At 76.9% G+C, this 22,059-nt stretch carries 25 protein-coding genes; 14 read left to right on the top strand and 11 right to left on the bottom strand.

Annotated features, from left to right (window positions below; translation table 11 throughout):
- Nucleotides 1-1,205, bottom strand: a 1,205-nt coding sequence (locus AB8M62_RS13655) for a diguanylate cyclase domain-containing protein (RefSeq protein ID WP_369069926.1), incomplete at its 3' end; no start/stop codon positions are given.
- 112 nt (nucleotides 1,206-1,317) lie between these two features.
- Nucleotides 1,318-2,760 carry a dihydrolipoyl dehydrogenase family protein gene (locus tag AB8M62_RS13650; protein ID WP_369056446.1) on the bottom strand — a complete coding sequence of 481 codons (1,443 nt, stop codon included), beginning with the start codon at nucleotides 2,758-2,760 and terminating at the stop codon, nucleotides 1,318-1,320.
- 64 nt (nucleotides 2,761-2,824) lie between these two features.
- Between AB8M62_RS13650 and AB8M62_RS13645 the strand changes: the two genes are divergently transcribed.
- Nucleotides 2,825-3,967, top strand: a complete 1,143-nt coding sequence (locus AB8M62_RS13645; RefSeq protein WP_369069925.1) for a glutamate--cysteine ligase — start codon at nucleotides 2,825-2,827, stop codon at nucleotides 3,965-3,967.
- A gap of 33 nt (nucleotides 3,968-4,000) precedes the next feature.
- Here AB8M62_RS13645 and ald read toward each other — a convergent pair whose 3' ends face one another.
- Nucleotides 4,001-5,128: an alanine dehydrogenase gene (gene ald / locus AB8M62_RS13640; protein WP_369069924.1), complete on the bottom strand. Its 1,128-nt coding sequence runs from the start codon at nucleotides 5,126-5,128 to the stop codon at nucleotides 4,001-4,003.
- Nucleotides 5,129-5,228: 100 nt separating this feature from the next.
- Here ald and AB8M62_RS13635 point away from each other — a divergent pair, with 100 nt between their 5' ends.
- Together AB8M62_RS13635 and AB8M62_RS13630 are read left to right on the top strand one after the other, a co-directional pair.
- Nucleotides 5,229-5,741: an Lrp/AsnC family transcriptional regulator gene (locus AB8M62_RS13635; RefSeq protein WP_369069923.1), complete on the top strand. Its 513-nt coding sequence runs from the start codon at nucleotides 5,229-5,231 to the stop codon at nucleotides 5,739-5,741.
- A gap of 89 nt (nucleotides 5,742-5,830) precedes the next feature.
- Complete coding sequence (locus AB8M62_RS13630) at nucleotides 5,831-6,220, top strand: four-helix bundle copper-binding protein (RefSeq protein ID WP_369069931.1); 390 nt, start codon at nucleotides 5,831-5,833, stop codon at nucleotides 6,218-6,220.
- Between the two features lie 11 nt (nucleotides 6,221-6,231).
- Here AB8M62_RS13630 and AB8M62_RS13625 read toward each other — a convergent pair whose 3' ends face one another.
- The 4 genes from AB8M62_RS13625 to AB8M62_RS13610 form a co-directional block, all read right to left on the bottom strand.
- On the bottom strand, nucleotides 6,232-6,939 hold the full coding sequence (locus AB8M62_RS13625; protein ID WP_369069922.1) for an LrgB family protein: 708 nt from the start codon (nucleotides 6,937-6,939) through the stop codon (nucleotides 6,232-6,234).
- Nucleotides 6,936-7,373, bottom strand: coding sequence for a CidA/LrgA family protein (locus tag AB8M62_RS13620; protein WP_369069921.1), 438 nt, complete (start codon nucleotides 7,371-7,373; stop codon nucleotides 6,936-6,938). Before AB8M62_RS13620 ends, AB8M62_RS13625 begins: the two co-directional genes overlap by 4 nt.
- Before the next feature lie 30 nt (nucleotides 7,374-7,403).
- On the bottom strand, nucleotides 7,404-7,679 hold the full coding sequence (locus AB8M62_RS13615) for a hypothetical protein (protein ID WP_369069920.1): 276 nt from the start codon (nucleotides 7,677-7,679) through the stop codon (nucleotides 7,404-7,406).
- An 80-nt stretch (nucleotides 7,680-7,759) separates the two neighbouring features.
- Nucleotides 7,760-8,350, bottom strand: a complete 591-nt coding sequence (locus AB8M62_RS13610) for a TetR family transcriptional regulator (protein ID WP_369069919.1) — start codon at nucleotides 8,348-8,350, stop codon at nucleotides 7,760-7,762.
- A gap of 83 nt (nucleotides 8,351-8,433) precedes the next feature.
- Here AB8M62_RS13610 and AB8M62_RS13605 point away from each other — a divergent pair, with 83 nt between their 5' ends.
- From AB8M62_RS13605 to AB8M62_RS13595, 3 genes are all read left to right on the top strand, one after another.
- A complete protein-coding gene (locus AB8M62_RS13605) occupies nucleotides 8,434-9,327 on the top strand; it encodes an SDR family oxidoreductase (protein ID WP_369069918.1) in 894 nt (297 codons plus the stop codon).
- Between the two features lie 47 nt (nucleotides 9,328-9,374).
- Entirely contained in the window at nucleotides 9,375-9,740 is a 366-nt protein-coding gene (locus AB8M62_RS13600; protein ID WP_369069917.1) for a GrpB family protein, read from the top strand.
- A 262-nt stretch (nucleotides 9,741-10,002) separates the two neighbouring features.
- Complete coding sequence (locus tag AB8M62_RS13595) at nucleotides 10,003-10,698, top strand: hypothetical protein (RefSeq protein WP_369056456.1); 696 nt, start codon at nucleotides 10,003-10,005, stop codon at nucleotides 10,696-10,698.
- A gap of 186 nt (nucleotides 10,699-10,884) precedes the next feature.
- Here AB8M62_RS13595 and AB8M62_RS13590 read toward each other — a convergent pair whose 3' ends face one another.
- The gene (locus AB8M62_RS13590) at nucleotides 10,885-11,208 is read right to left on the bottom strand and encodes a hypothetical protein (RefSeq protein ID WP_369056457.1); all 324 of its coding nucleotides are present in this window, start codon (nucleotides 11,206-11,208) and stop codon (nucleotides 10,885-10,887) included.
- Nucleotides 11,209-11,407: 199 nt separating this feature from the next.
- Here AB8M62_RS13590 and AB8M62_RS13585 point away from each other — a divergent pair, with 199 nt between their 5' ends.
- Nucleotides 11,408-11,626 (top strand): ribbon-helix-helix domain-containing protein, encoded by a 219-nt coding sequence (locus AB8M62_RS13585; RefSeq protein ID WP_369069916.1) that lies wholly within the window; start codon nucleotides 11,408-11,410, stop codon nucleotides 11,624-11,626.
- A gap of 73 nt (nucleotides 11,627-11,699) precedes the next feature.
- Here AB8M62_RS13585 and AB8M62_RS13580 read toward each other — a convergent pair whose 3' ends face one another.
- The gene (locus AB8M62_RS13580) at nucleotides 11,700-12,596 is read right to left on the bottom strand and encodes a phosphoribosylaminoimidazolesuccinocarboxamide synthase (protein ID WP_369069915.1); all 897 of its coding nucleotides are present in this window, start codon (nucleotides 12,594-12,596) and stop codon (nucleotides 11,700-11,702) included.
- A complete protein-coding gene (gene purD, locus AB8M62_RS13575; RefSeq protein ID WP_369069914.1) occupies nucleotides 12,593-13,870 on the bottom strand; it encodes a phosphoribosylamine--glycine ligase in 1,278 nt (425 codons plus the stop codon). Before purD ends, AB8M62_RS13580 begins: the two co-directional genes overlap by 4 nt.
- Before the next feature lie 80 nt (nucleotides 13,871-13,950).
- On the opposite strand from purD, the gene AB8M62_RS13570 reads away from it, so the two are divergent.
- The 4 genes from AB8M62_RS13570 (at nucleotide 13,951) to AB8M62_RS13555 (ending at nucleotide 17,574) form a co-directional block, all read left to right on the top strand.
- Nucleotides 13,951-15,063, top strand: a complete 1,113-nt coding sequence (locus tag AB8M62_RS13570; protein ID WP_369056461.1) for an FUSC family protein — start codon at nucleotides 13,951-13,953, stop codon at nucleotides 15,061-15,063.
- A 179-nt stretch (nucleotides 15,064-15,242) separates the two neighbouring features.
- Entirely contained in the window at nucleotides 15,243-15,620 is a 378-nt protein-coding gene (locus AB8M62_RS13565; RefSeq protein WP_369056462.1) for a VOC family protein, read from the top strand.
- A gap of 122 nt (nucleotides 15,621-15,742) precedes the next feature.
- On the top strand, nucleotides 15,743-16,696 hold the full coding sequence (locus tag AB8M62_RS13560) for a siderophore-interacting protein (RefSeq protein WP_369056463.1): 954 nt from the start codon (nucleotides 15,743-15,745) through the stop codon (nucleotides 16,694-16,696).
- A 56-nt stretch (nucleotides 16,697-16,752) separates the two neighbouring features.
- Entirely contained in the window at nucleotides 16,753-17,574 is an 822-nt protein-coding gene (locus tag AB8M62_RS13555; protein ID WP_369056465.1) for a siderophore-interacting protein, read from the top strand.
- A 4-nt stretch (nucleotides 17,575-17,578) separates the two neighbouring features.
- On the opposite strand, the gene AB8M62_RS13550 is transcribed toward AB8M62_RS13555, so the two are convergent.
- Nucleotides 17,579-18,520, bottom strand: coding sequence for a 3-methyladenine DNA glycosylase (locus tag AB8M62_RS13550; RefSeq protein ID WP_373694942.1), 942 nt, complete (start codon nucleotides 18,518-18,520; stop codon nucleotides 17,579-17,581).
- 64 nt (nucleotides 18,521-18,584) lie between these two features.
- On the opposite strand from AB8M62_RS13550, the gene AB8M62_RS13545 reads away from it, so the two are divergent.
- From AB8M62_RS13545 to AB8M62_RS13535, 3 genes are all read left to right on the top strand, one after another.
- Nucleotides 18,585-19,517, top strand: coding sequence for a DMT family transporter (locus AB8M62_RS13545; RefSeq protein ID WP_369069930.1), 933 nt, complete (start codon nucleotides 18,585-18,587; stop codon nucleotides 19,515-19,517).
- A 229-nt stretch (nucleotides 19,518-19,746) separates the two neighbouring features.
- A complete protein-coding gene (locus tag AB8M62_RS13540) occupies nucleotides 19,747-21,228 on the top strand; it encodes a flavin-containing monooxygenase (RefSeq protein WP_369069913.1) in 1,482 nt (493 codons plus the stop codon).
- Nucleotides 21,200-22,039 (top strand): SDR family NAD(P)-dependent oxidoreductase, encoded by an 840-nt coding sequence (locus AB8M62_RS13535; RefSeq protein ID WP_369069912.1) that lies wholly within the window; start codon nucleotides 21,200-21,202, stop codon nucleotides 22,037-22,039. Before AB8M62_RS13540 ends, AB8M62_RS13535 begins: the two co-directional genes overlap by 29 nt.
- Nucleotides 22,040-22,059: the final 20 nt, after the last annotated feature.

Genomic DNA, 22,059 nt, shown 5'->3' with positions numbered 1-22,059 from the left:
GCCCCCCCCCCCCCCCCCCCCCCCCCCCCCCCCCCCCCCCCCCCCCCCCCCCCCCCCCCCCCCCCCCCCCCCCCCCCCCCCCCCCCCCCCCCCCCCCCCCCCGGGGTGGGGGTGGGGGTGGGGACTTGGGGGTCGGCGGGGCGGGGGCGGCGCGCCTTCACCGCGTACATGGCCACGTCGGCCTCGTGCAGCAGCGCCTCGGCGGCGGTGGCCGCGTCGCGCGCGAGGGCCGTGCCCGCGCTGGCCCCGACCCGCACCAGCGCCCCGCCCACGCTGATCGGGTCGCGCAGGCAGGCGGCGGCGCGCGCGGCGGCCGCCTCGACGTCACCGGCACCGCCGACGCCGGCGAGGACGACGACGAACTCGTCGCCGCCGACCCGGGCCAGGCCGTCACCGGGGCGCAGGGTCCCCGCGAGCCGCTGGGCGACCAGGCGCAGGAGGTCGTCGCCCGCCCGGTGCCCCCACCGGTCGTTGACCGGCTTGAACCCGTCGAGGTCGAGGTAGACCACCGCGGTCCCGCCGCGCGGACCGGTGCGGGCCAGCTCCTCGCGCAGCCGCTCGTGCAGGCCGGCGCGGTTGAGCAGCCCCGTCAGCGGGTCGTGCGTGGCGGCGTGCCGCAGCTCGTCGTGGTGCGCGCGCCGCTCGGCCTCCAGGGCCTGCGCGGCCTCCTCGCGGCGGGCCGCCAGCAGCGCCGTGTTGACGATCAGCGACGACGTGAGGAGCGCCGTGACGACCGCGGCGACGTCGCTGACCGCCACGGGCAGCACCGACGGCAGCAGGCCGAGGTGGACACCCGCCTGCACGAGGGCGGTGGCGACCAGGCCGACGAGGACGCAGGGCCGTCCGGCGCGCGCACCGGACCAGGACACGTGCACACCGGCCACCAGCGTGGCCGCCACCGGGACGAGGAACGGCAGCCCCGTGGGCGCCAGCACGAGCGCCAGCACGAGGTTGCCGAGGACGGCCCGCAGCCACACCCGGTTGTCCAGCCGCCCCCCGCCCAGCCGGCGCTGCACGGCCTCCAGGCGCACCAGCCAGGTCAGCGGCCAGCCGACGACCTGCGTCCACGCCGGGGACAGCACCGCCTCGTCGGGCAGCAGGCGCCACACCGGGTAGACCGCGGCGCCGATGAGCACCGCGGTGAGCGCGGTCCGCGCGACCGCGCGCCGCGGGGAGGGGGCGCGCCGGTCGGTGCGTCGGGGCACGTCCACCTCCCGGTCGGGCGCCGGCCGCGCCGGGTCCCTCCCGCGCGCTCCACCCCGGGGTGTCGACCGGCGCGGCAGGGCCCTTGACGGCGCGCGGCCCGGTCTCACCCGCTCAGAGGCCGTAGGCCTCCAGCAGGCGCAGCCACACCTCGCTGACGGTCGGGTAGCTGGGCACCGCGTGCCACAGCCGCTCCAGCGGCACCTCGCCGACCACGGCGACCGTCGCCGAGTGCAGCAGCTCGGCGACGTCCTGCCCGACGAACGTGACGCCGACGACGACGCGGCGGTCCTCGTCGACGACCATCCGGGCGGCGCCGGTGTACCCGTCGGCCAGCAGGGAGGCGCCCGCCACCGAGGCCAGGTCGACGTCGACGACGCGCGTGCGCAGGCCCTCCCGCTCGGCGCGCTCGGCCGTCAGCCCGACCTGGGCGACCTCGGGGTCGGTGAAGACGACCTGCGGCACGGCCCGGTGCGTGGCGGTCGCCGCGTACCGCGACCACGGCTCGGCGCGCTCGCCCAGCTCCCCGGCGGCGCGCGCGGCGATCGCGTCGCCGCAGGCGCGCGCGTCGTACTTGCCCTGGTGGGTCAGCTTCACCCGGCCCGACACGTCGCCCGCCGCGTACAGCCAGCGGCCCTCGACCCCGGCGACCAGGCCGGTGTCGTCCACCTCCAGCGAGCCGCCGTCCTCCAGGCCCACGGTCTCCAGCCCCACGCCCTCGGTGGCGGGGCGCCGGCCGGTGGCGACGAGCAGCTCGTCGGCCACGATCGTCGAGCCGTCCGCGAGCGTCACCGTCACCTCGCCCTCGCCGGTGGGCCGCGACACCTCCGCCAGCTCGGCGCCGAAGCGCACGTCCACGCCGTCGGCGCGCAGCGCGTCCGCGACCAGGCGGCCGGCGACCTCCTCCTGCCCGCTCAGCAGGCCCGAGCGGGCCAGCAGCGTCACCGTCGAGCCCAGCCGCGCCCACGCCTGCGCCATCTCCACGCCGACGACGCCGCCGCCGAGCACGACCAGCCGGCCGGGCACGGTGTCGGCGCTGGTGGCCTCCCGGCTCGTCCACGGCCGCGCCAGCGCCAGGCCCGGCACGTCGGGCAGCACGGGCACCGACCCGGTGGCCAGCACGACGGCGTGCCGGGCGCTGAGCTCGACCTCCCCGTCCGCGCCGGTGACGACGACGCGGCGCGGGCCGTCCAGGCGCGCGCGCCCGCGGACCAGGCCGAGGCCGGCCGAGTCCAGCCACTCCACCTGCGAGGAGTCGTCCCAGTCGTGGGTGAAGGTCGTGCGCCGCGCCAGGACCCGGGCGCTGTCCAGCTGTCCCGTCACCGCCTCGGCGGCCCCCGGCAGGCGGCGGGCGGCGGCCAGCACCTGCCCGGGCCGCAGCAGCGCCTTGCTGGGCATGCACGCCCAGTAGGAGCACTCACCGCCCACCAGCTCGTCCTCGACCACCACGACGTCCAGCCCCGTGCGGGAGGCGCGGTCGGCGACGTTCTCGCCCACCGCCCCGGCCCCCACGACGACGACGTCGACCTCCCGCGCGCGGACTCCTGTCTCGGTCACGGCGCGACGCTAGGGCCGGTGCGCCCGCCGCGCCACGGGTGCGGCGGTGTGGTTGCATCGACGGGTGGGCGTCGAGTTCGAGAGCTCCCCCCGCCCCACGCTGGGCGTCGAGTGGGAGGTGGTGCTGGTCGACCGCGCCACCCGCGACCTGTCGCCCTCGGCGTCGGAGGTCATCGACGCCGTCGACCTGCCGCCCTCGGAGGCCGGCCCGCGGGTGCAGAAGGAGCTGCTGCGCAACACCCTCGAGGTGGTCAGCGGCGTCCACGGCACCGTGGCGGAGGTGGCCGACGACCTGCGCGCCTCGCTGGACGCGGTGCGCCGGATCGCCGGCCCGATGGGCCTGGAGCTGGCCTGCTCGGGCACCCACCCCTTCGCGCGCTGGGACGAGCAGGTCGTCACCGACAACCCCCGCTACGCGGAACTGCTGGAGCGCACCCAGTGGTGGGGGCGGCAGATGCTCATCTGGGGCGTGCACGTGCACGTCGGGGTCAGCTCGGTGCACAAGGTGCTGCCGCTGCTGAACTCGATGCTCAACTTCTACCCGCACCTGCAGGCGCTGTCGGCCAGCTCGCCGTACTGGACGGGCATCGACACGGGTTTCGCCAGCAACCGCGCGCAGATGTTCCAGCAGCTGCCGACGGCCGGCCTGCCGTTCCAGTTCGGGGAGTGGGCCGAGTTCGAGAGCTACGTCGACGACATGCTCGTCACGGGCGTCATCGACGGGCTGTCCGACGTGCGCTGGGACATCCGCCCCGCGCCGCGCTGGGGCACGCTGGAGGTCCGCGTGGCCGACGGCACCCCGACCCTGCGCGAGCTGCGCGCCGTGACCGCGCTGGTCCACTGCCTCGTCGTGCACCTGGACGACCGGCTGGAGGCGGGCGAGGAGCTGCCGACCATGCCGCCGTGGCACGTGCAGGAGAACAAGTGGCGCTCCTCGCGCTACGGCCTGGACGCCATCGTCATCACCGACGCCGCCGGGCACGAGCGGCTGGTCACCGAGGACCTGGCCGAGTGGCTGGACCGGCTGGAACCGGTCGCGGACCGGCTCGGCTGCCGCGACGACCTGGCGCTGGTGGCCGACGTCCCGCGCCGCGGGGCCAGCTACCAGCGCCAGCGCGCGGTCCACGACGCGGCCGTCGCCGACGGCCACCCGGAGCCGCTGCACGCCGTCGTCGACGCGCTCGTCGCCGAGATGCGCGAGCCCTGAACCCGGAGGTGCGCGAACCCCGGGCGGAACCGCTCAGGCCAGGACGTCCGCCGGGCTGAGCGCCTCGATCCCGTGCGCCGCACCGACCTCCGGGGAGGTCAGGCGCCCGTCGTGGGTGGACAGCCCGTGCGCCAGGGCCGCGTCGGCGCTCAGCGCGGCGCGCCAGCCGCGGTCGGCGAGCGCCGCGACGTAGGGCAGCGTCGCGCCGGTCAGCGCGTAGGTGGAGGTGTGCGGGACGGCGCCGGGCATGTTGGCGACGCAGTAGAACACCGACCCGTGCACGCGGAACGTGGGGTCGTCGTGCGTGGTGGGCCGCGAGCCCTCGAAGCAGCCGCCCTGGTCGATGGCGATGTCCACGAGCACCGAGCCGGGCCGCATCCGCGACACCAGCTCGTCGGTGACGAGCTTGGGGGCGCGGGCGCCGGGCACGAGGACGGCGCCGACGACGAGGTCGGCGGACAGGACCGCGCGCTGCAGCTCGAAGGCGTTGGAGGTGATGGTGCGCACCCGGCCGCCGAAGCGGGCGTCGACCTCGCGCAGCTTGGGGATCGACAGGTCCAGCACGGTGACCTCGGCGCCCATCCCGAGGGCGATCTGCGCCGCGTTCTGCCCGGAGACGCCGGCGCCGATGACGACGACGTCGGCGCCCCGCACGCCCGGCACCCCGCCCATGAGGACGCCGCGGCCGCCGCCGTCCGCGTCGGCGCCGCGCATGAGGTGGTAGGCGCCGACCTGCGGGGCCAGGCGCCCGGCGACCTCGGACATGGGCGCCAGCAGCGGCAGGGAGCGGTCGGGCAGCTGGACGGTCTCGTAGGCGATCGCGGTGGTGCCGGCGGCCAGCAGCGCCTCGGTGCACTCGCGGGAGGCCGCCAGGTGCAGGTAGGTGAACAGGACCTGGTCGCGGCGCAGGCGGTGGAACTCCTCGGCGACGGGCTCCTTGACCTTCAGGACGAGCTCGGCCTCGGCCCACACGTCGTCCGCGGCGGCGACGACCTTGGCGCCGGCGGCCTCGTAGTCGGCGTCGGGCAGGGAGCTGCCCAGGCCGGCGCCGGCCTCGACGAGCACGTCGTGGCCGCGGCCGACGAGCTCGTGGACGCCCGCGGGCGTCAGGGCGACGCGGTGCTCGCGGTTCTTGACCTCGCGCGGGACTCCGACGCGCACGACGACCTCCGGGGGTGAGCGGGTACGACTCCTCCCTCCAGGGTGAAGATGCTCGCGGTGGAGGGCAAGCAGTCCGCAGGAGGTTCGGTACGGTCGCCCGGTGGACGAGGATCCTTCGACCGGCCCGGTGCCGGAGACGCCCGCGACGAAGAACCTGCGGCGGGCCGTCGACCCGGTGGACCGCGCGATCCTGCACGTGCTGGCCGAGGACGCGCGGATCACCAACGCGGCCCTGGCCCAGCGCGTGGGCATCGCCGCCTCGACGTGCCTGCTGCGGGTGCGGGCGCTGCGCGAGTCCGGCGTCATCCGCGGCTTCCACGCCGACGTGGACCCGCGGGCCCTCGGCCACGACCTGCAGGCGATGATCGCGGTCAAGCTCGCCGCGCACGCGCGTGGCAGCATGGGCCCGTTCGTGGCCCGCATCAGCCGCCAGCCGGAGGTCCTCGACGTCTACTTCGTCGCCGGCGCGAACGACTACCTGCTGCACGTGGCCGTCGCCAGCACCGCGGACCTGCGCGACTTCGTCGCCGAGCACCTGTCGCGCGACCCCGACGTCGGCCTCACCGAGACCAGCCTGATCTTCGAGCACACCCGCGCGGCCGGCCGGCGCTGACGTCGCCGGGTCGCGGGAGAGGTGCCGGACGGCGACCCTGGGGCCCCGACCACCACGTCCGAGGAGGAGCCGTGAGCACCGTCGAGGAGATGCTGGACGCCCACCCCGCCGGCGCGGGCGGGCTGGACCGTGCCGCGCTCGTCGCCTGCGTCGAGGCGTGCTGGACGTGCGCGCAGGCCTGCACCGCCTGCGCCGACGCCTGCCTGGCCGAGAAGTCCGTCGCCGACCTGCGGCACTGCGTGCGCACCGACCTGGACTGCGCCGACGTGTGCGCGGCCACCGGCCGCGTCCTGTCGCGGCGCACCGCCCCCGACACGGACCTGCTGCGGGCCCTGCTGCGCGCGTGCGCGGCCGCGTGCCGGGCCTGCGCCGCCGAGTGCGAGTCCCACGCCGGGATGCACGAGCACTGCCGGGTGTGCGCGGCCGCGTGCCGGGCGTGCGAGCGCGCCTGCGAGGACCTGCTCACCGCCCTCGGCTGAGCGGCCGCCCCTCAGCCGCCGAAGGAGCGCGCCACCAGCGGCAGCGCCACCGTCATCGCCAGCGCGTTGAGCACCATCGCCGCGCTGGACCAGCCGCCCGCGACCTCCGACTCGGCCAGCGCCCGCGCGGTGCCGATGCCGTGCGAGGTGACGCCCGTCGCGAAGCCGCGCGCCCGCGGGTCGCGCACCCGCACCAGGCTCAGCAGCGACGGTGCGGCCACCGCCCCCAGCACGCCGGAGACGAGGGTGAGCACGAGGGCCAGGGTGGCGCTGGCCCCGATGGTCTCCGTGATGGTCAGCGCGACGGGCGTGGTCACCGAGCGCGGCAGCGCGGTGCGCAGCAGCTCGTCGTCCACGCCGAACGCCACGAGGGCGCCGACGGTGACGCCGACGCTGACGAGACCGGTGACGACGAGGACGACGCCCACCTCCAGCGCCGAGGAGGCCAGCGCCCGGCCCGAGCGCAGCAGCGGCAGCGCCAGCGCGACGGTCGCCGGGCCCAGCAGCAGCGTCAGCACGGACACCGACGCCAGGTACTCCTCGTAGCTGATGCCCAGCAGCCGCAGGCAGACGGCGACGGCGACCATGGCCAGCAGGACGGGGGCGAGCAGGGCGGGCCGCCCCAGCCGCCGGTGCAGCTCCCCGGCGCCCAGGTAGGCGACGAGCGTCAGCGCCAGCCCGAACCCGGGAGCGTGGACGACGGCGTCGAGCGCGCTCACGAGGCCGCCCCGCGGGCCGCGCGCAGGTCCCGGCGGCGCAGCAGCGCCTGCAGCAGGACACCGGCCACGACGAGGCCGAGCGCGAAGGAGCCGACGACCGCCACGGTCAGCGGCAGGGCGTCGGCGGCGAGGCGGTCCAGCTGCGTCACGGCGCCCACGCCCGGCGGGACGAACAGCAGCTGCAGGTGCTGCAGGAGCGGCGTCGCGCCCGGCTCGGCGCGCCGGCGCAGCGCCGGCGACCGGGCGGCGAGGACGACGAGCGCCACGAGGCCGACGACCGCCCCGGGCACCGGCAGACCCAGCAGGACGACCAGCGCCGTGCCCGCCAGCTGCAGGGCCAGCAGCAGGGCGAGCCCGGCCAGGACGGCGGGCACGTGCGCGCCCCACCCGCCCGGGGCGGGGACGGCGGGCGGTGGTTCACGGCGGGCGGGCACCGCCGCAGCGTGCCAGCCCGGCGGGAGGTGTCAGCGGCCGCCCGGGTGCTCCGGCCCCTCGTCGGGCACGACGGCCTCCGCGGTGTCCTCGGGGTCGGCGAGCACGCCCTCCAGGACGTCGCCGCCGGCGGTGCCGCCCGGTTCGTCGCTCTCGTCGGGCACGCCGGGCACCGCGTCGGCGGGGCGGGCCGGCGAGGGCACGGCGCCGCCGTCGCTGGCGCGGCTGACCTCGCGGCTGCCGGACTCCTGCTGCGCGCGCACCTCGGCGTTGTCGCGCGGGTCGACGTCGGGCGTCTCGCTGCTCACGGGGGTCCTCCGGTCGGTGGCGGGTGCCCGGCGGTCGTCGGGCCCGCCCGACCCTGGCACGGGCGCGGGCGGTGCGCCCGTCAGGCCGACGGGGGTGCGACGACGAGGTCGCGGACCTGCGCGAGCGCCTCGCGCGCCAGCTCCCGCAGGCCGGGTCCGTCCCCGGCGGCGTCCTCGGCCGTCCATCGGGTGAAGGCGGCGACGAACACGGATACCGCGAGGTCGCCGGCCAGGCGCGCGCGCAGCGCGGTGGCGCCGCGCTCGCGCAGGGCGCCGGCGAGGGAGCAGGCAAGGTGGTCGAGCTTGAGCAGCTCGCGCTCGCGCAGGCCGGCGTGCGCGTCGAGGATCCGCTGGCGGGCGCGGGCCTCGTCGCGGGTGCGCCACGCCTCGAAGGCCGCGCAGGCCGCGTCGAGGGCGGCGGCGACGAGGTCCAGGTGGCCGGTGCCGGCGGGGGCGTCGGCGACGGCGTCGAGGAAGGGTTGCTCGAACTCCCCCTCGCCGGCGAAGAGGACCTCGCGCTTGTCGGCGAAGTGCCGGAAGAAGGTCCGCTCGGTGACCCCGGCGCGCTCGGTGATCTGGGCGACGCTCGTCGCGTCGAACCCCTGCTCGCCGAACAGGTCGAGCGCGGCCCGGCGCAGGCGCTCCTGCGCACCCGGCTGCCAGCGTCCCACCCGCGGAGCCTAACCGATGACAGTGACTGACATCGGTGTTAGCGTCACTGATGACAGCCACTGACATCAGAGGGGGTAGCACCGTGCGCGTCTTCGTCACCGGAGCGTCCGGGTTCATCGGCTCGGCCGTGGTCCGCGAGCTCCTCACCGCCGGTCACGAGGTGACCGGCCTGGCCCGCGGCGACGCCTCCGCCGCCGCCGTCGAGGCCCTCGGCGCCCGGCCCCACCGGGGCGACCTCGACGACCTGCCGTCCCTGCGCCGCGGCGCCGAGGCGGCCGACGGCGTCGTCCACCTGGCCAACAAGCACGACTGGACGGACCCCGCCGCCTCGAACCGCGCCGAGCGCGCCGCCGTCGAGGCCTTCCTGGACGTCCTCGAGGGCTCCGGCCGACCGTTCGTCCTCGCTGCGGGCCTCGCCCTGCCGGGGCTGGGCAGGGCGTCCACCGAGCACGACCGCAGCGACGCCCACGGGCCGGACGCCCCGCGCGGCGGCGCGGAGAACCTGGCGCTGGAGCGGGCCGGGCGGGGCGTGCGCGTGAGCAGCGCCCGGTTCGCCCCCACCGTGCACGGCGAGGGCGACCACGGGTTCGTCGCGCTCCTCGCCGAGCACGCCCGCCGCACCGGCGCCGTGCCCGTCGCCGGCGAGGGCGCGAACCGCTGGCCGGCCGTGCACCGCGACGACGCCGCGGCGCTCGTGCGCCTGGCGCTGGAGAGCGCGCCGGCCGGGACGGTCGCGCACGCCGCGGCCGAGGAGGGGGTTCCGGTGCGCGACGTGGCCGAGGCTCTCGCGCAGCGCCTGGACCTGCCGGTCCGCTCCGTCACGCCGGAACAGCTGGCGCAGGACCTGCCGTTCGTCGGCGCGTTCCTGTCCGCCGACGTGCCCGCCTCCAGCGCGCTGACGCGCGAGCTGCTGGGCTGGGCACCGAGCGGCCCGACGCTGCTGGAGGACGTGCGGGCGGGGTTCTACGACCGCTGAGGTCGAGAGGCGCAGGGACGGTCGCGGTACGCCCGGACTCCCCCGGAGTGCACCGCGACGTCCCCCGCGGATCGGAGGTCGTCCCCGACGACGTGTGGCGCAAACGCCTGTTCGTGCGGGACGTCGACGGGCCGCAGGCGTCGATCCTGCACGTGCGCCTGAGCGCGTCGCCGTGGGCCAGCCACACCGTGTGGTTCCGCGACTGGCTGCGCGCCCACCCGCACGCGCGGAACCGCTACGCCGCCTTCAAGGCCGCGACCGCCGCCGAGCACGCCGGCGACGCCGACTTCGACGACTGCACCCGGGCCGAGACGGCGTACTTCGACCAGGTGCAGGAGGAGTTCGAAGCGTGGGGGCGTCGGGCTCGAGGTGGTGGCGCACCCGGTTCGAGAACAGCGCGGACGATGGGATGACCGTGAGGTCGTCCACGGGTCATCCGTGTCGGGGCCTGAAGGGATGGGGGCACGTGAGTGGACAGCTGTCGCCGAACGTCACACCTTCATCGCCCGTTGTGCGCTCATCTGGTCCGCCAGTGGGGCGGGTTCGTGCGCTCTCCCCTGGTGAGGGGACGGGCCAGGCACAGTGGATCGAGTGCAACCACCTCGTGGGCCGATCACCGCAGCCCCGACCGGGCGCCTGGGGCCCTTCAGGCCCCCTCAGATCGCCTGGGTCGTGGTGGCCGTAGCGATCACGACGGGTACCACGGTGGCCGCGTGGTTCCTGCCCAGGGACTGGTCGATCGAGGTCACCGGGTGGTCGCTGACCCTCTTGGGTGCTCTGCTGGCGCTGGTCGTCGTGCTGACGAACCGCTGGGTGCGGTTCGGGGCGGGCGTGGTGACCACGGCCATGGGTGCGGGAGCGGGTCTGCTGCTCCTGCTGGCGATTGAAGGCGGCGGGTGGTTCGGGCTCCTCGCCGGGCTGACCTCGGTGCTGCCGGTGCCCATCGTCTTCGCCGTGGCGGTGACGGCGGCGACTCACGCGCTGCGCTGGGTCCCGGCTGAGCGCCGGTGGTGGGCGGCCGGGGTCGCCGCGACCGGTGCCGGGGCGTGGCTGGGGTGGTTGAGCTGGTGGACGGCTGATGCGGTGTCCCCGGGGAACGAGGGGTGGCTCACCGTGGGAGCGTTGCTCACCTTGGCGGTGGCCACGGTCGTGGGCGAGGTGATGGTGCGGCCCTGGTCGGGGGTTGCGTTGGCGCTGGTCCCGGCGTCCGCGTTGGCGCTGGGGCCTCTGGTGTCCTCGGACGCCCTTGGTGCTGTGGCGTGGTTCTTCCTCACGGTGGTGGCCGCAGGCGGATGCGCGCTGGTGGCCGTCGTGGTGGCGCTCCTGCGGCGCTGGGCAGGCCAGCGACGGCAGTCGCCGGCTGGTGGGTAGGGGTGGGGTGCTGCTGCGGTCGTGCGAACTCACAAGCCGTCCTGGCGTTGAGGGCTACCGCAACCCCTCGCACCGCGGGATCAGAGGGCGTGGCGGTCGTTAGAACGGCTAGGTCGAAAGCACCGGGAAGTGCTGCCAGGTGGGCCCTCGTCCTCATGGGCGGAGGGGGCAGCCACCGCCGGGTGGTCAGTCGCCGATGAAGCGCACATGGTGTCCCATGGGGCCGGATGGGAGGTCCCGTCGGAGGAGGTCGCACAGTTGCCGGATGCGGGCCGCTGTGGCGCGAAGGGTCTCGTCCTCTGTGTGCCGGCCTATCTCCTGCAGTTCCCAGTCCAGCCGGCGGCACTGGAAGCTGTTGAAGACGGTGATGTCGTAGGGGTCGACTCCGCAGAGCAGCACAAAGGTGTCGGGCTGTCTGTGGGCGGCTCTGAGGAGGTCGTTGATCTCCCAACCACCCCAGTACTCGATGCGCTCTCCTAGGTAATTCTCGACCCACACGCTCACTGCCACGGCAGCAGTCTGCCTCTACGGGTCTGCTCACGGCGGCCGTCACGACATGCCTAACCGCCGACCGCTCCTCGGCACGAGCGTGCGGTCGGTCCTCGGCCACCACGGCTCACGAGCCACCGTCCTCGAGACGACGGCGATCCCCGGCCGGCATCCTGGCCGATCGGTAGCACCAGCATCGTTACGCGGGGAGCATCGCACCGTGAAGCTCAGCATCAGCCTCTCTGAGGCCGACATCGCTGCCCTCGACGAGCACGTCCGCGAGGCGGGTCTGCCGTCGCGGTCCGCGGGGGTGCGGGAGGCGATCCACGCCGTGACCCGTCAACGGCTGGAACACGACTACGCCGCCGCCTGGGAGGAGTGGGAGAACTCCGGGGGCCGCGAGGGGTGGGAGGGCACCACGGCCGACGGGCTGCGCTGACGCGCCGCGGGCAGGTCCGCCTCGTCGAGGCCGACCCCGTGCGGGCCCGCGGGACCACTGCCCACGGCCGCCGTCAGGCGAACGTGCGCCCCGTCAGGCGCTCGTAGGCCTCCACGTACCGGGCGCGCGTGCGCTCGACGACGTCCTCCGGCAGCGGCGGGGGCGCCTGGTCGCCGGCGCGGTCCCACCCGGAGGCCGGCGACGTCAGCCAGTCGCGCACGAACTGCTTGTCGAAGCTGGGCTGCGCGCGCCCCGGCTCCCACTCCTCCGCCGGCCAGAACCGGGAGGAGTCGGGGGTGAGGACCTCGTCGCCCAGCACCGTGCGCCCGCCGTCGAGGCCGAACTCCAGCTTGGTGTCGGCCAGCACGATCCCGCGCTCGCGGGCGGTGGCCTCGGCCCGCGCGTACACGGCCAGGGTCAGCTCGCGCAGCCGCTCGGCGGCCTCAGCGCCGACGGTCGCCACGACGTGGGCGAAGTCGACGTTCTCGTCGTGCTCGCCCAGCTCGGCCTTCGTCGCGGGGGTGAACACCGGCTCCGGCAGGCGCGAGCCGTCGACGAGGCCGTCGGGCAGCGCCACCCCGCACACGCTGCCGGTGGCGCGGTAGTCGGCCAGCCCGGAGCCGGTGAGGTAGCCGCGCACGACGCACTCGACGGGGAACATCTCCAGCCGCCGGCACACCATCGCCCGCCCGGCGACGACGGCGGGGACCTCGGTGGACACGACGTGGTGCGGCACGAGGTCGGCCAGCCGCTCGAACCACCACAGCGACATCGCCGTCAGCACCCGCCCCTTGTCCGGCACGGGCGTGCTCAGGACGTGGTCGTAGGCGGAGATGCGGTCGCTGGCCACGACGAGGACGGTCCCGTCGTCGCGGCCCGCCGGCGCGTAGAGGTCGCGGACCTTGCCGGAGTAGACGTGCCGCCAGCCCGGCACCTCAGGGGCGGCGGGCAGGCCGGGCGCGGTGTTCACGGGGCGACCGCCGCGGCCCGCTCGGCGGCGCGCAGCGCGATGTCGGTGCGGTGGTGCGAGCCCTCCAGCCGCACCCGGTCCACGGCCGCGTAGGCGGCAGCGCGCGCCGCGGCCAGGTCCGGACCGGTGCCGACGACGGACAGCACGCGCCCGCCGGAGCTGACGACGCCCGTGCCGTCCGCGGCCGGCGCGGTGCCGGCGTGCAGGACGACGGCGTCCTCGACGGCCGCGGCCTCCTCCAGCCCGCCGATCGTCCCGCCCATGCGGGGGGACTCCGGGTAGCCGGGAGCGGCGACCACGACCGTGACGGCGGCGTCCTCCCGCCAGCGCAGGTCCGGCAGCTCGTCCAGGGACCCGGTGGCGGCGGCGTGCAGGAGCGCGCCCAGCGGCGTGGCCAGCCGGGCCAGGACCACCTGGGTCTCCGGGTCGCCGAAGCGGGCGTTGAACTCCACGACCCGCACGCCCCGCGACGTCAGCGCCAGGCCGCAGTACAGGACGCCCGCGAACGGGGTGCCGCGGTGCGCCATCTCGGCGACGACGGGCCGCGCGACGCGCTCCAGGACGGTCTCCACGAGGTCCGCCGGCGCCCACGGCAGCGGCGAGTAGGCGCCCATGCCGCCCGTGTTGGGGCCCTCGTCGCCGTCCAGGGCGCGCTTGGAGTCCTGCGCGGGCTCCAGCGCCACGACCGTCTCGCCGTCGGTGACGCAGAAGACCGACACCTCGGGGCCGTCGAGGAACTCCTCGACGACGACGGTGCCGTGCTCCAGGCAGCGGCGGGCGTGCGCGAGGGCCTCCTCGCGGTCGCCCGTGACGACGACGCCCTTGCCGGCGGCCAGGCCGTCGTCCTTGACGACGTGCGGGGCACCGAAGGCGTCGAGGGCGGCGGCGACCTCCTCCTCCGTGGTGCACACGTGGGCCATCGCGGTGGGCACGTTCGCCGCCGCCATGACCTCCTTGGCGAACGCCTTGGACCCCTCCAGGCGGGCGGCCGCGGCCGACGGCCCGAAGCAGGGGATCCCCGCGGCCCGCACCGCGTCGGCGACCCCGGCGACCAGCGGCGCCTCGGGCCCGACGACGACGAGGCCGGCGCCCAGGCGCTGCGCCAGCTCCGCGACGGCCGCCGGGTCGGTGGCGTCCACGGGCTCGGCGGGCGCCTCCAGCGCGGTGCCGGCGTTGCCGGGCGCCGCGACCACGCGGTCCACGCCGGGGTCGAGGGACAGGGCACGCACGAGGGCGTGCTCACGGGCACCGGAGCCGATGACGAGGACGTCCACGGGCGAGGAGCCTAGGGCCTCGCCCGGTGCCGCCCGGCTCCCCGGGCGCGGCCCGCGGGCACCTGCGGGACGATCACCGGGTGCCCGCTCCGACGTCCGGCCGGCTGCCCCGCCGGCTGCCCCGCGCCGTGGCGCTGCGCCGGCGCGCGCGGGTCGGCTGGCGGCGCTGGCAGGGCTCGTGGTGGTCGGTGCTGCAGTGCGGGCTGGGCGCGGGCGTCGCGTGGGTGCTCGCGCAGGCCCTGTGGGACCAGGCGTACCCGGTGTTCGCGTGCGTGGCCGTCGTGGTGTGCCTGGGCGTGCAGAACAACCAGCGCCTGCGCCGGGTCGGCGAGCTGGGCGTCGGCGTCTCGATCGGCGTCCTGCTCGGGGAGGCGATCGTGCACGTCATCGGGCGCGGGCCGTGGCAGATCAGCGCCATCGTCGTGACCGCCATGTTCGTGGCGCGGTTCCTGGACTCGGGGATCCTGCTGGTCAACCAGGCGGCGCTGCAGGCGGTGTTCATCGCGGCGTTCCCGCCGCAGCAGGGCGGCGGGACGGGTCGCTGGCTGGACGCCATGACCGGGGTGGCCGTCGCGCTGGCGATCGCGGCGCTGTTGCCGCAGGACCCGCGCCGGGAGGTGCGCGGGCGCGCCCGCGCCTACGCGGGCCAGCTCGCGGACCTGCTCGACGACGCCGCGCACGCCGTGCGCGCGCACGACGCGGCCGAGGCCGAGCGCGTCCTGCAGGCGGCGCGGGACACCCAGAAGGAGCTCGACGGGTGGGCGCAGTCGGTGACCGCCGGGCAGGAGGTGCACCGGCTGTCCCCGCTGCGCCGGCGCAGCCGCGTGGAGATCGAGCGGCAGCGGGCCCTGCAGACCGGCGTGGACCGCGCCACCCGCAACCTGCGGGTGGCGCTGCGGCGCATCACGACCGCGCTGACCTACGACGAGCAGCTGCCCGTGTCCCTGGCCGGGGCGATGGAGCAGCTGGCCGCGTCGGTGCGCTCGCTGGGCGAGCCGGCCTACGAGGGCGAGACCGTGCCGCCGTCGCGGGCGGGCCTGCAGGAGCTGGCGGTGCAGCTGGGCCCGCGCACGCTGGGCGCGGAGTCCCTGTCGGCGACGACCGTGGTCGCGCAGCTGCGCTCGGCGGTCGTGGACCTGCTGGTGGCGCAGGGCGTCCCGCCGTCCGAGGCGCACCGCCTGCTGCCGCACTGAGGGGGTTGACACCACCCGCGCCCGGCGGGAGCGTCGTCGCGAGCCCCGGACGGGCGAGTCGCGAGGAGGTACCCGACCACCGGTCGGCGCGAGGCACCGCACAGCCGCGGTCCCTCGCGGCACGGGCACGGCCCGGCGACCGGTCCGCCCCCCCGGAGCCACCGCGCGAGGAGACCACCGTGTCCGCGTCCTTCAACCACACGATCATCGGCACCACCGACCGCCACGCCTCGGCCGCGTTCCTGCGCGAGCTGCTGGAGCTGCGCGACGCCCCCTCGTGGGGCGCCTTCACCAACCTCCTGACCGACGACGGCGTGCTGCTGCAGTTCGCCGAACCGCCCGTGGAGGTGCAGGTGCAGCACTACGCCTTCCTCGTGGACGACGAGCTGTTCGACCGCGCGTACGGGCGCCTGCTCGAGCGGGGGATCGTCCACTGGGCCGACCCGCGCATGCAGCGCGAGGGCGAGTGGAACACCGAGCACGGCGGCCGGGGCGTGTACTTCAAGGAGCCGAGCTCCGGTCACGCGCTGGAGCTGCTGACCCGGCCGTACGTCTGATCCGCGCCCGTCGCGGGGCGTGGGCCGGGTCCGTGTCCCGGCTCACGTTCCCCGCGGCCCGCGGGTGCGGTTAGCCTGTCCTCACCGGCTACCGCCGGGACGCACCGCGGGAGGGGACGCAGATGGCGGCGAGCACGGCCACGGCCACGAGGGCGGCGGTCGCCGACCCCGCCTACCGGGTGTTCCCGGCCCGGGTGGCCCGCACCGCCCGGCTCTGCCCGAGCTTCGTGCGCGTCACCTTCACCAGCGAGGAGCTGGACGGCTACGGCCCCGGCGGCTTCGACCAGCGCCTGAAGCTGCTGCTGCCGCAGGGCTCCTCGGTGCCGCCGGCCGTGCCGGAGGCCGACTGGTACGGCTGGTGGCGGGCCCTGCCCGACGACGTGCGCCCCACCATGCGCACCTACACCGTCCGCGCGTTCCGCCCGCAGCTGCGCGAGCTGGACGTCGACTTCGTCCTGCACGGCGTGGACGAGGGGCACGCGGGCCCGGCCTCCTCGTGGGCCGCGGGCGCGCGCCCCGGCGACGAGGTGTGGCTGATCGGGCCGAGCGTGCCGGGCACGGGCCGCATGTGGGGCGTGGAGTTCGCCCCGCCGGCCGAGGCCCGCACCGTGCTGCTGGCCGGCGACGAGACCGCCGTGCCCGCCGTCTGCTCGATCCTCGAGCAGCTCGACCCCGCGCTGCGGGTCACGGCCCTGCTGGAGGTCCCGCACGCCGGCGACGCCCTCGACGTGCCCGCCGGCGCCGACGTGCGCTGGCTGCCTCGCGGCACCGGCGCCGCCGCGCGCCCGCACGGGCAGCTGCTGCTGGAGGCCGTGCGCGAGGTCGCCGGCCCGCTGCTGGACGAGGTGAGCGCCCCGGCGGCGGACTTCACCGACGTCGACGTGGACGCGCAGATCCTCTGGGAGGTGCCGGAGCAGCCGGCGGCCGCGGGCCCGGAGTGCCTGTACGCGTGGCTGGCCGGGGAGTGCGGCGTCGTCAAGGAGCTGCGCCGGCACCTCGTGCGCGACCTGGCGGTCCCGAAGCAGTCGGTGGCCTTCATGGGCTACTGGCGCGCCGGCCGGGCGGAGGGCGCGTGAGGAACCCGTTCCGGCGCAACGCCTCCGCCACGCCCGCCGCGGTCCGCCGCCAGCGCCTGGCCGTCGTGCAGCGCACCGAGCGGCTGACCCCGCACCTGGTGCGCCTGGTCCTGGGCGGCGACGACCTGGCCGACCTGCGCGCCGAGCACGCCGACTCCTACGTCAAGCTCTGCTTCCCGCGCCCCGGCGTGGTCTACGACGAGCCGTTCGACGTCGCGCGCGTGCGCGCCGAGCGTCCCCGCGCCGAGTGGCCGGTGCAGCGCACGTACACGCTGCGCGCGGTCGACCCTTCCCGCGGCGAGGCCGTCGTGGACGTCGTCGTGCACGGCGACGAGGGCGTGGCCGGGCCGTGGGCCGCGGCCGCCCGCCCCGGCGACACGGTCGTCCTGCTGGGCCCCGGCGGGGCCTACACGCCGGACCCGGCCGCGCCGTGGCACCTGCTGGCCGGGGACGAGAGCGCGCTGCCCGCCATCGCCGCCTCCCTGGAGCGCGTGCCCGCGGGTGCGACGGCGGTCGCGGTCGTGGAGGTCGCCGACCCCGGCGAGCAGCTGGACCTGTCGTGCCCGGGCGACCTGCACCTGACGTGGGTCTACCGGCGCCCGGAGGCGGACCCGGAGCTGCTGCTGACCGCGGTGCGCGAGGCCGTCGCCGACGCGGGCCCGCCCGCCGGGGCGCCGCACGCCTTCCTGCACGGGGAGGCCGACAGCGTGCGCGCGGTGCGCCGCTGGGCGCGCACCGAGCTGGGCGTGCCGCGCGAGCTGCTGTCCGCCTCGGGCTACTGGCGCCGCGGTCGCACCGAGGACGGCTGGCGCACGGAGAAGGCGGAGTGGGCCTCGGCGACCGAGGCCGACGACGCGGCCGCTCCCGCGGGCGTCTGAGCGCTCAGGCGCCGTCCCCGCCGTCCCCGCCCGGCGGGGACGCGGCCAGGAGGACGTCGCAGGCCCCGACGAGGGCCGCGCGCAGCGGCGCGGCCCGCTCGGCGAACCCCCGCTGGGCGCGCGCGTACTCCGCCTTGCCCTGCGGCGTCTCGACGCGCACCGGCTCCAGCCCGAGCCCGCTGACGTCGTACGGGGAGGCGCGCATGTCGAGCACCCGCACGTCGCGGGCCAGCGCGTAGCAGTCCAGCAGCAGCTCCCCCGGCACGGCCGGGGACAGCTTCACCGCCCACTTGTACAGGTCCATCGACGCGTGCAGGCAGCCCGGCTGCTCCAGCTCCGGCTGGCTCTCGCGGGTGGGGCGCAGCTCGTTGCGGGGCACGGCCGAGGGGGTGAAGAAGCGGAAGGCGTCGTAGTGGCTGCACCGCACGCGGTGCGTCTCGACGACCTCGTCGGTGCCGGCGTGGCCCAGCCGCAGCGGCAGCCCGGCGTGGCGGACCTCCTCGGGGGAGGCGCGGTGGACCATCGCCCACTCGTGCAGGCCGAAGCAGCCGAGCTGCGCGGGCCGGCCCCGCGCCCCGTCCAGGACGGCGCGCGCCCAGCGGACGGTCCTGCCCCGCTGGGCGGCGAGGGCGGCGGTGTCGACGGCGGCACCGCGCGCCGTGGCGCGGTAGTGCGCCCACCCGGCGCGCTCGGCGGCGCCGAGCAGCTCGACGCCCGCGCCGGGGTGCCAGCGGCGCAGCCGACCGGGCGCCCACGCGTAGTAGGTGTGCAGGAAGTCCTCGACGGGGTGGGCCTCGCCGCGGGCGCGGCGCTCGCGCACGGCGGCGGTGAGGGCGTCGGCGCGCGCGGTGTGGGCGGCCTCGCGGGCCCGCCAGTCGGCGGGGTCGAGGGCGCTCGCCGCTCCCGGCGCGTCCGGGGCGGCGGCGGGCACGGCACCGCTCTCCACGAGCTCCACGGTAGCGAGGACGGACGGGTGCCCCTGTTCGCCGCCGCCTGGACGGGCCCCTCAACTGCTACCGTCGTCCGTAACGACAACAGATAGCGCTACCGGCACGGCGAGCCCACCGCTACGCGCGACCCGCAGCGGGTGGCTGTGGGGCGGCACCGGGGTCCTGGCCTTCTCCCTGACCGTGCCGCTGACGCGCGTGGCGGTGGGCGGGCTGCCGCCCCTCGTCGTGGGCGCCGGGCGGGCCGTGCTGGCCGCCCTGGCCGCGGCCGTCCTGCTGGCGCTGCTGCGCGCCCCCCGGCCCGCCCGCCGGCACCTGCCCGGCCTGGCCGTCGTGGCCGGCGGTGTCGTCGTCGGCTTCCCCGTCCTGACGAGCCTGGCGCTGCAGCGCGTCAGCGCCGCGCACGCGGCCCTGGTCATCGCCGTGCTGCCGGCGGCGACCGCCGTCGCGGCGGTGCTGCGCGGGCGCGAGCGGCCGGCGCCGGTGTTCTGGGTCGCCGCGGGCGCGGGGGCGCTGGCCGTGGCGGCCACGACGCTGCTGCTGGGCCCGGCCGGGCCGCCCTCGGCCGCGGACCTGCTGCTGGTGGGGGCCGTCGTCGCGGCGGCCGCCGGCTACGCCGAGGGCGCGCGCACGGCCCGCGAGCTCGGCGCGTGGCAGACGATCTGCTGGGCGCTCCTGCTGGGCCTGCCGGTCACCGCGCCCGTCGCGGCGGTGGCGTGGGTCGCGGGCGGGGGTGCTCCAGCGGGTGCGGGGGCGTGGCTCGCGTTCGCCTACCTGGGACTGGTGAGCAGCCTGGCGGGGTTCTTCGCCTGGTACCGGGGCCTGGCGATCGGCCCGGTGACCAGCGTCAGCCAGACGCAGCTGGTGCAGCCGGTCCTCACGGTGCTGTGGTCGGCGCTGCTGCTGGGCGAGGCGCTGACGCCGGCCGTCGTGCTCGGCTGCGCCGCCGTCGCCGCGGCCGCCTGGGCGGTGCGCGCCCGCGTCGCCCGCCCCTGACCCCGCCCCTCCCCCTCCCCCGCACCGTCCCCTTCCCCGCCCCCTTCCCGCACCGCCCCCTTCCCGCACCGCCCCCTCCCCGCCGTGATCTTGCAGGGAAACCCAGCGAGATCACGGTGATCATGGATGGGTGAGTGTTCAGCCGCGCGTGATCACGGAGGGGGGAGGAGGGGCGGGCGGGACGGGGTGAGCGTTTGACAGGGGTGGGCGGGCGCCGGACGGTGGGGGCGTGGACGACGGGGACCAGCCGGAGCACGTCGACGTCCTCGTCGTGGGCGCCGGCGTCTCCGGGATCGGCGCGGCCGTGACGCTGACGCGCGAGCGGCCGGGCGACGCGGTGCTCGTGCTGGAGGCGCGCGAGCGGGTAGGCGGCACGTGGGACCTGTTCCGCTACCCGGGCGTGCGCTCGGACTCCGACATGGCGACGTTCGGGTACGCGTTCGCCCCGTGGCCCGGCGAGCAAGTCCTCGCCGACGGCGCCTCGATCCGCGCGTACGTCGAGCGCGTGGCCCGGGACACCGGCGTGGACCGCCTGGTCCGGTTCGGCCACCGCGTCGTCGCCGCGGAGTTCTCCAGCGCGCGCGGGCGCTGGGACGTCGAGGTCGACGTCGCCGGTTCGCGCCGGAGGTTCTCCTGCCGGTTCCTGCTGGGCTGCACCGGCTACTACCGCTACTCCTCCGGGCACCGGCCGCGGTTCGCCGGCGAGGAGGGGTTCACCGGCACGCTCGTCCACCCGCAGGAGTGGCCGCAGGACCTGGACGTGACGGGCCGGCGGGTCGTGGTCGTCGGCAGCGGCGCGACCGCCGTCACCCTCGTACCGCAGCTGGCGCGCACGGCCGCGCACGTGACGATGCTGCAGCGCAGCCCGACCTGGATCACCTCGCTGCCCTCGCGCGACCCGCGGGCGGCGCGGCGCTCGCACCGGCGCGTGCGGGCGCAGCGGATCGCGGCGCACTGGCTGACGTACCGCCTCGCGCGGCGCGCGCCGCGCCTGACCGGCCGGGTCCTGCTGCGCGGTGTGCGCCGGCGCCTGCCCCCGGGTTTCGACGTCGCCACCCACTTCACGCCGCGGTACGCGCCGTGGGACCAGCGCCTGTGCGTCAGCGCCGACGGCGACCTGTTCCGCGCCCTGTCCGACGGTTCCGCCTCGGTCGTCACCGACGCCCTGGACTCCTTCACGCCCACGGGGGTGCGGACGGCCTCGGGGCGCGAACTGCCCGCCGACGTCGTGGTGACCGCGACGGGCCTGGAGCTGCAGCTGTTCGGCGGCGCGGCGCTGCGCGTGGACGGCCGCGACGTCGACCCGGCTCGCGCGCTGGTGCACCGCGGCTCGATGGTCTCGGGGGTGCCGAACTTCGCGTTCGTCCTCGGGTACACGAACAGCTCGTGGACGCTGCGGGTGGGCCTGGTGGCCCGGCACGTCGTGCGGGTGCTGGACCTGCTGGACGCCTCGGGCGCGGCCACGGTCGTGCCGGGGCCGGTGCCCGACGGGCCGACGCGGCCGCTGTTCGACCTGGGGTCGGGCTACGTGCGGCGCGCCGCGGAGCGGCTGCCCCGCCAGGGCGTCCGCGACCCGTGGCGGCTGCGGCAGAGCTACCCGCACGAGCGGTGGCGCTTCCGCCGCCTGCCGGTGGACGCCGGGCTGGTGCTGGGTCCGGCTGCGCGGCAGGAGGTGCCGGCGCGTGCGAGCGTTCCGGTTCGCGGGCGCTGAGGCCGTCGTCACGGGCGCCGCGCACGGCATCGGGCGCGAGCTGGCCCTGCAGCTGGCGCGCCGCCGCAGCGCGCTCGTGCTGCTGGACCGCGACGGCGACGGCCTGGCGGAGGTGGCGGACCTGGCGCGCCGCGAGGGCGTCGCGGTCACCGGGCACGTCGTGGACCTGACGGACCCGGACGCCACGACGAGCACCGCGCAGCGGCTGGCGCGCGAGCACCCCGGCACGACGCTGCTGGTGAACAACGCCGGCGCGGTGCTGACCGGGCGGTTCGAGCAGGTGACCGTGGAGGAGTTCCTGTGGTCGCTGGAGGTGAACCTCGTGGCGCCGGTGCGGCTGACGTCGGCGCTGCTGCCGGTGCTCCGGGCGAACCCGGGTTCGCACGTGGTGTTCCTGTCCAGCCTGTTCGGCCTGGTGGCGCCGCCGGGGCACACGTCGTACGCGGCGGGCAAGTTCGGGGTGCGGGGTTTCGCGGAGGCGCTGCGCGGGGAGCTGCGCCCGGCCGGGGTGGGCGTGACGACGGTGCACCCCGGCGGGGTGGCGACCGGCATCGCCCGCGGGGCGCGCCGGGGCAGCGGGGTCAGCGCCGAGCAGGCGCGCACCGGGACCGAGCAGTTCGAGCGGCTGCTGCGGCTGCCGCCGGAGGTGGCGGCGCGCACCGTGCTGGACGGCGTGGAGCGACGGCGCGCCCGGGTGCTGGTGGGGCGCGACGCCCGCGCGGCCGACGCGCTGGTGCGCGCGCTGCCGACGGTGTTCCCCGACCTGGTGGCCCGGGGCGCGGTCCGGCTGGCGCGCCGGCTGCCGCCGTGACCTACTGTCCAGCGACCACC

The sequence above is a fragment of the Kineococcus terrestris genome (assembly GCF_041020755.1).
GTDB classification, from domain to species: Bacteria; Actinomycetota; Actinomycetes; order Actinomycetales; family Kineococcaceae; genus Kineococcus; species Kineococcus terrestris.
The sequence above is the reverse complement of the archived record's forward strand: the minus strand, read 5'-3'. Positions and strand labels throughout refer to the sequence as shown.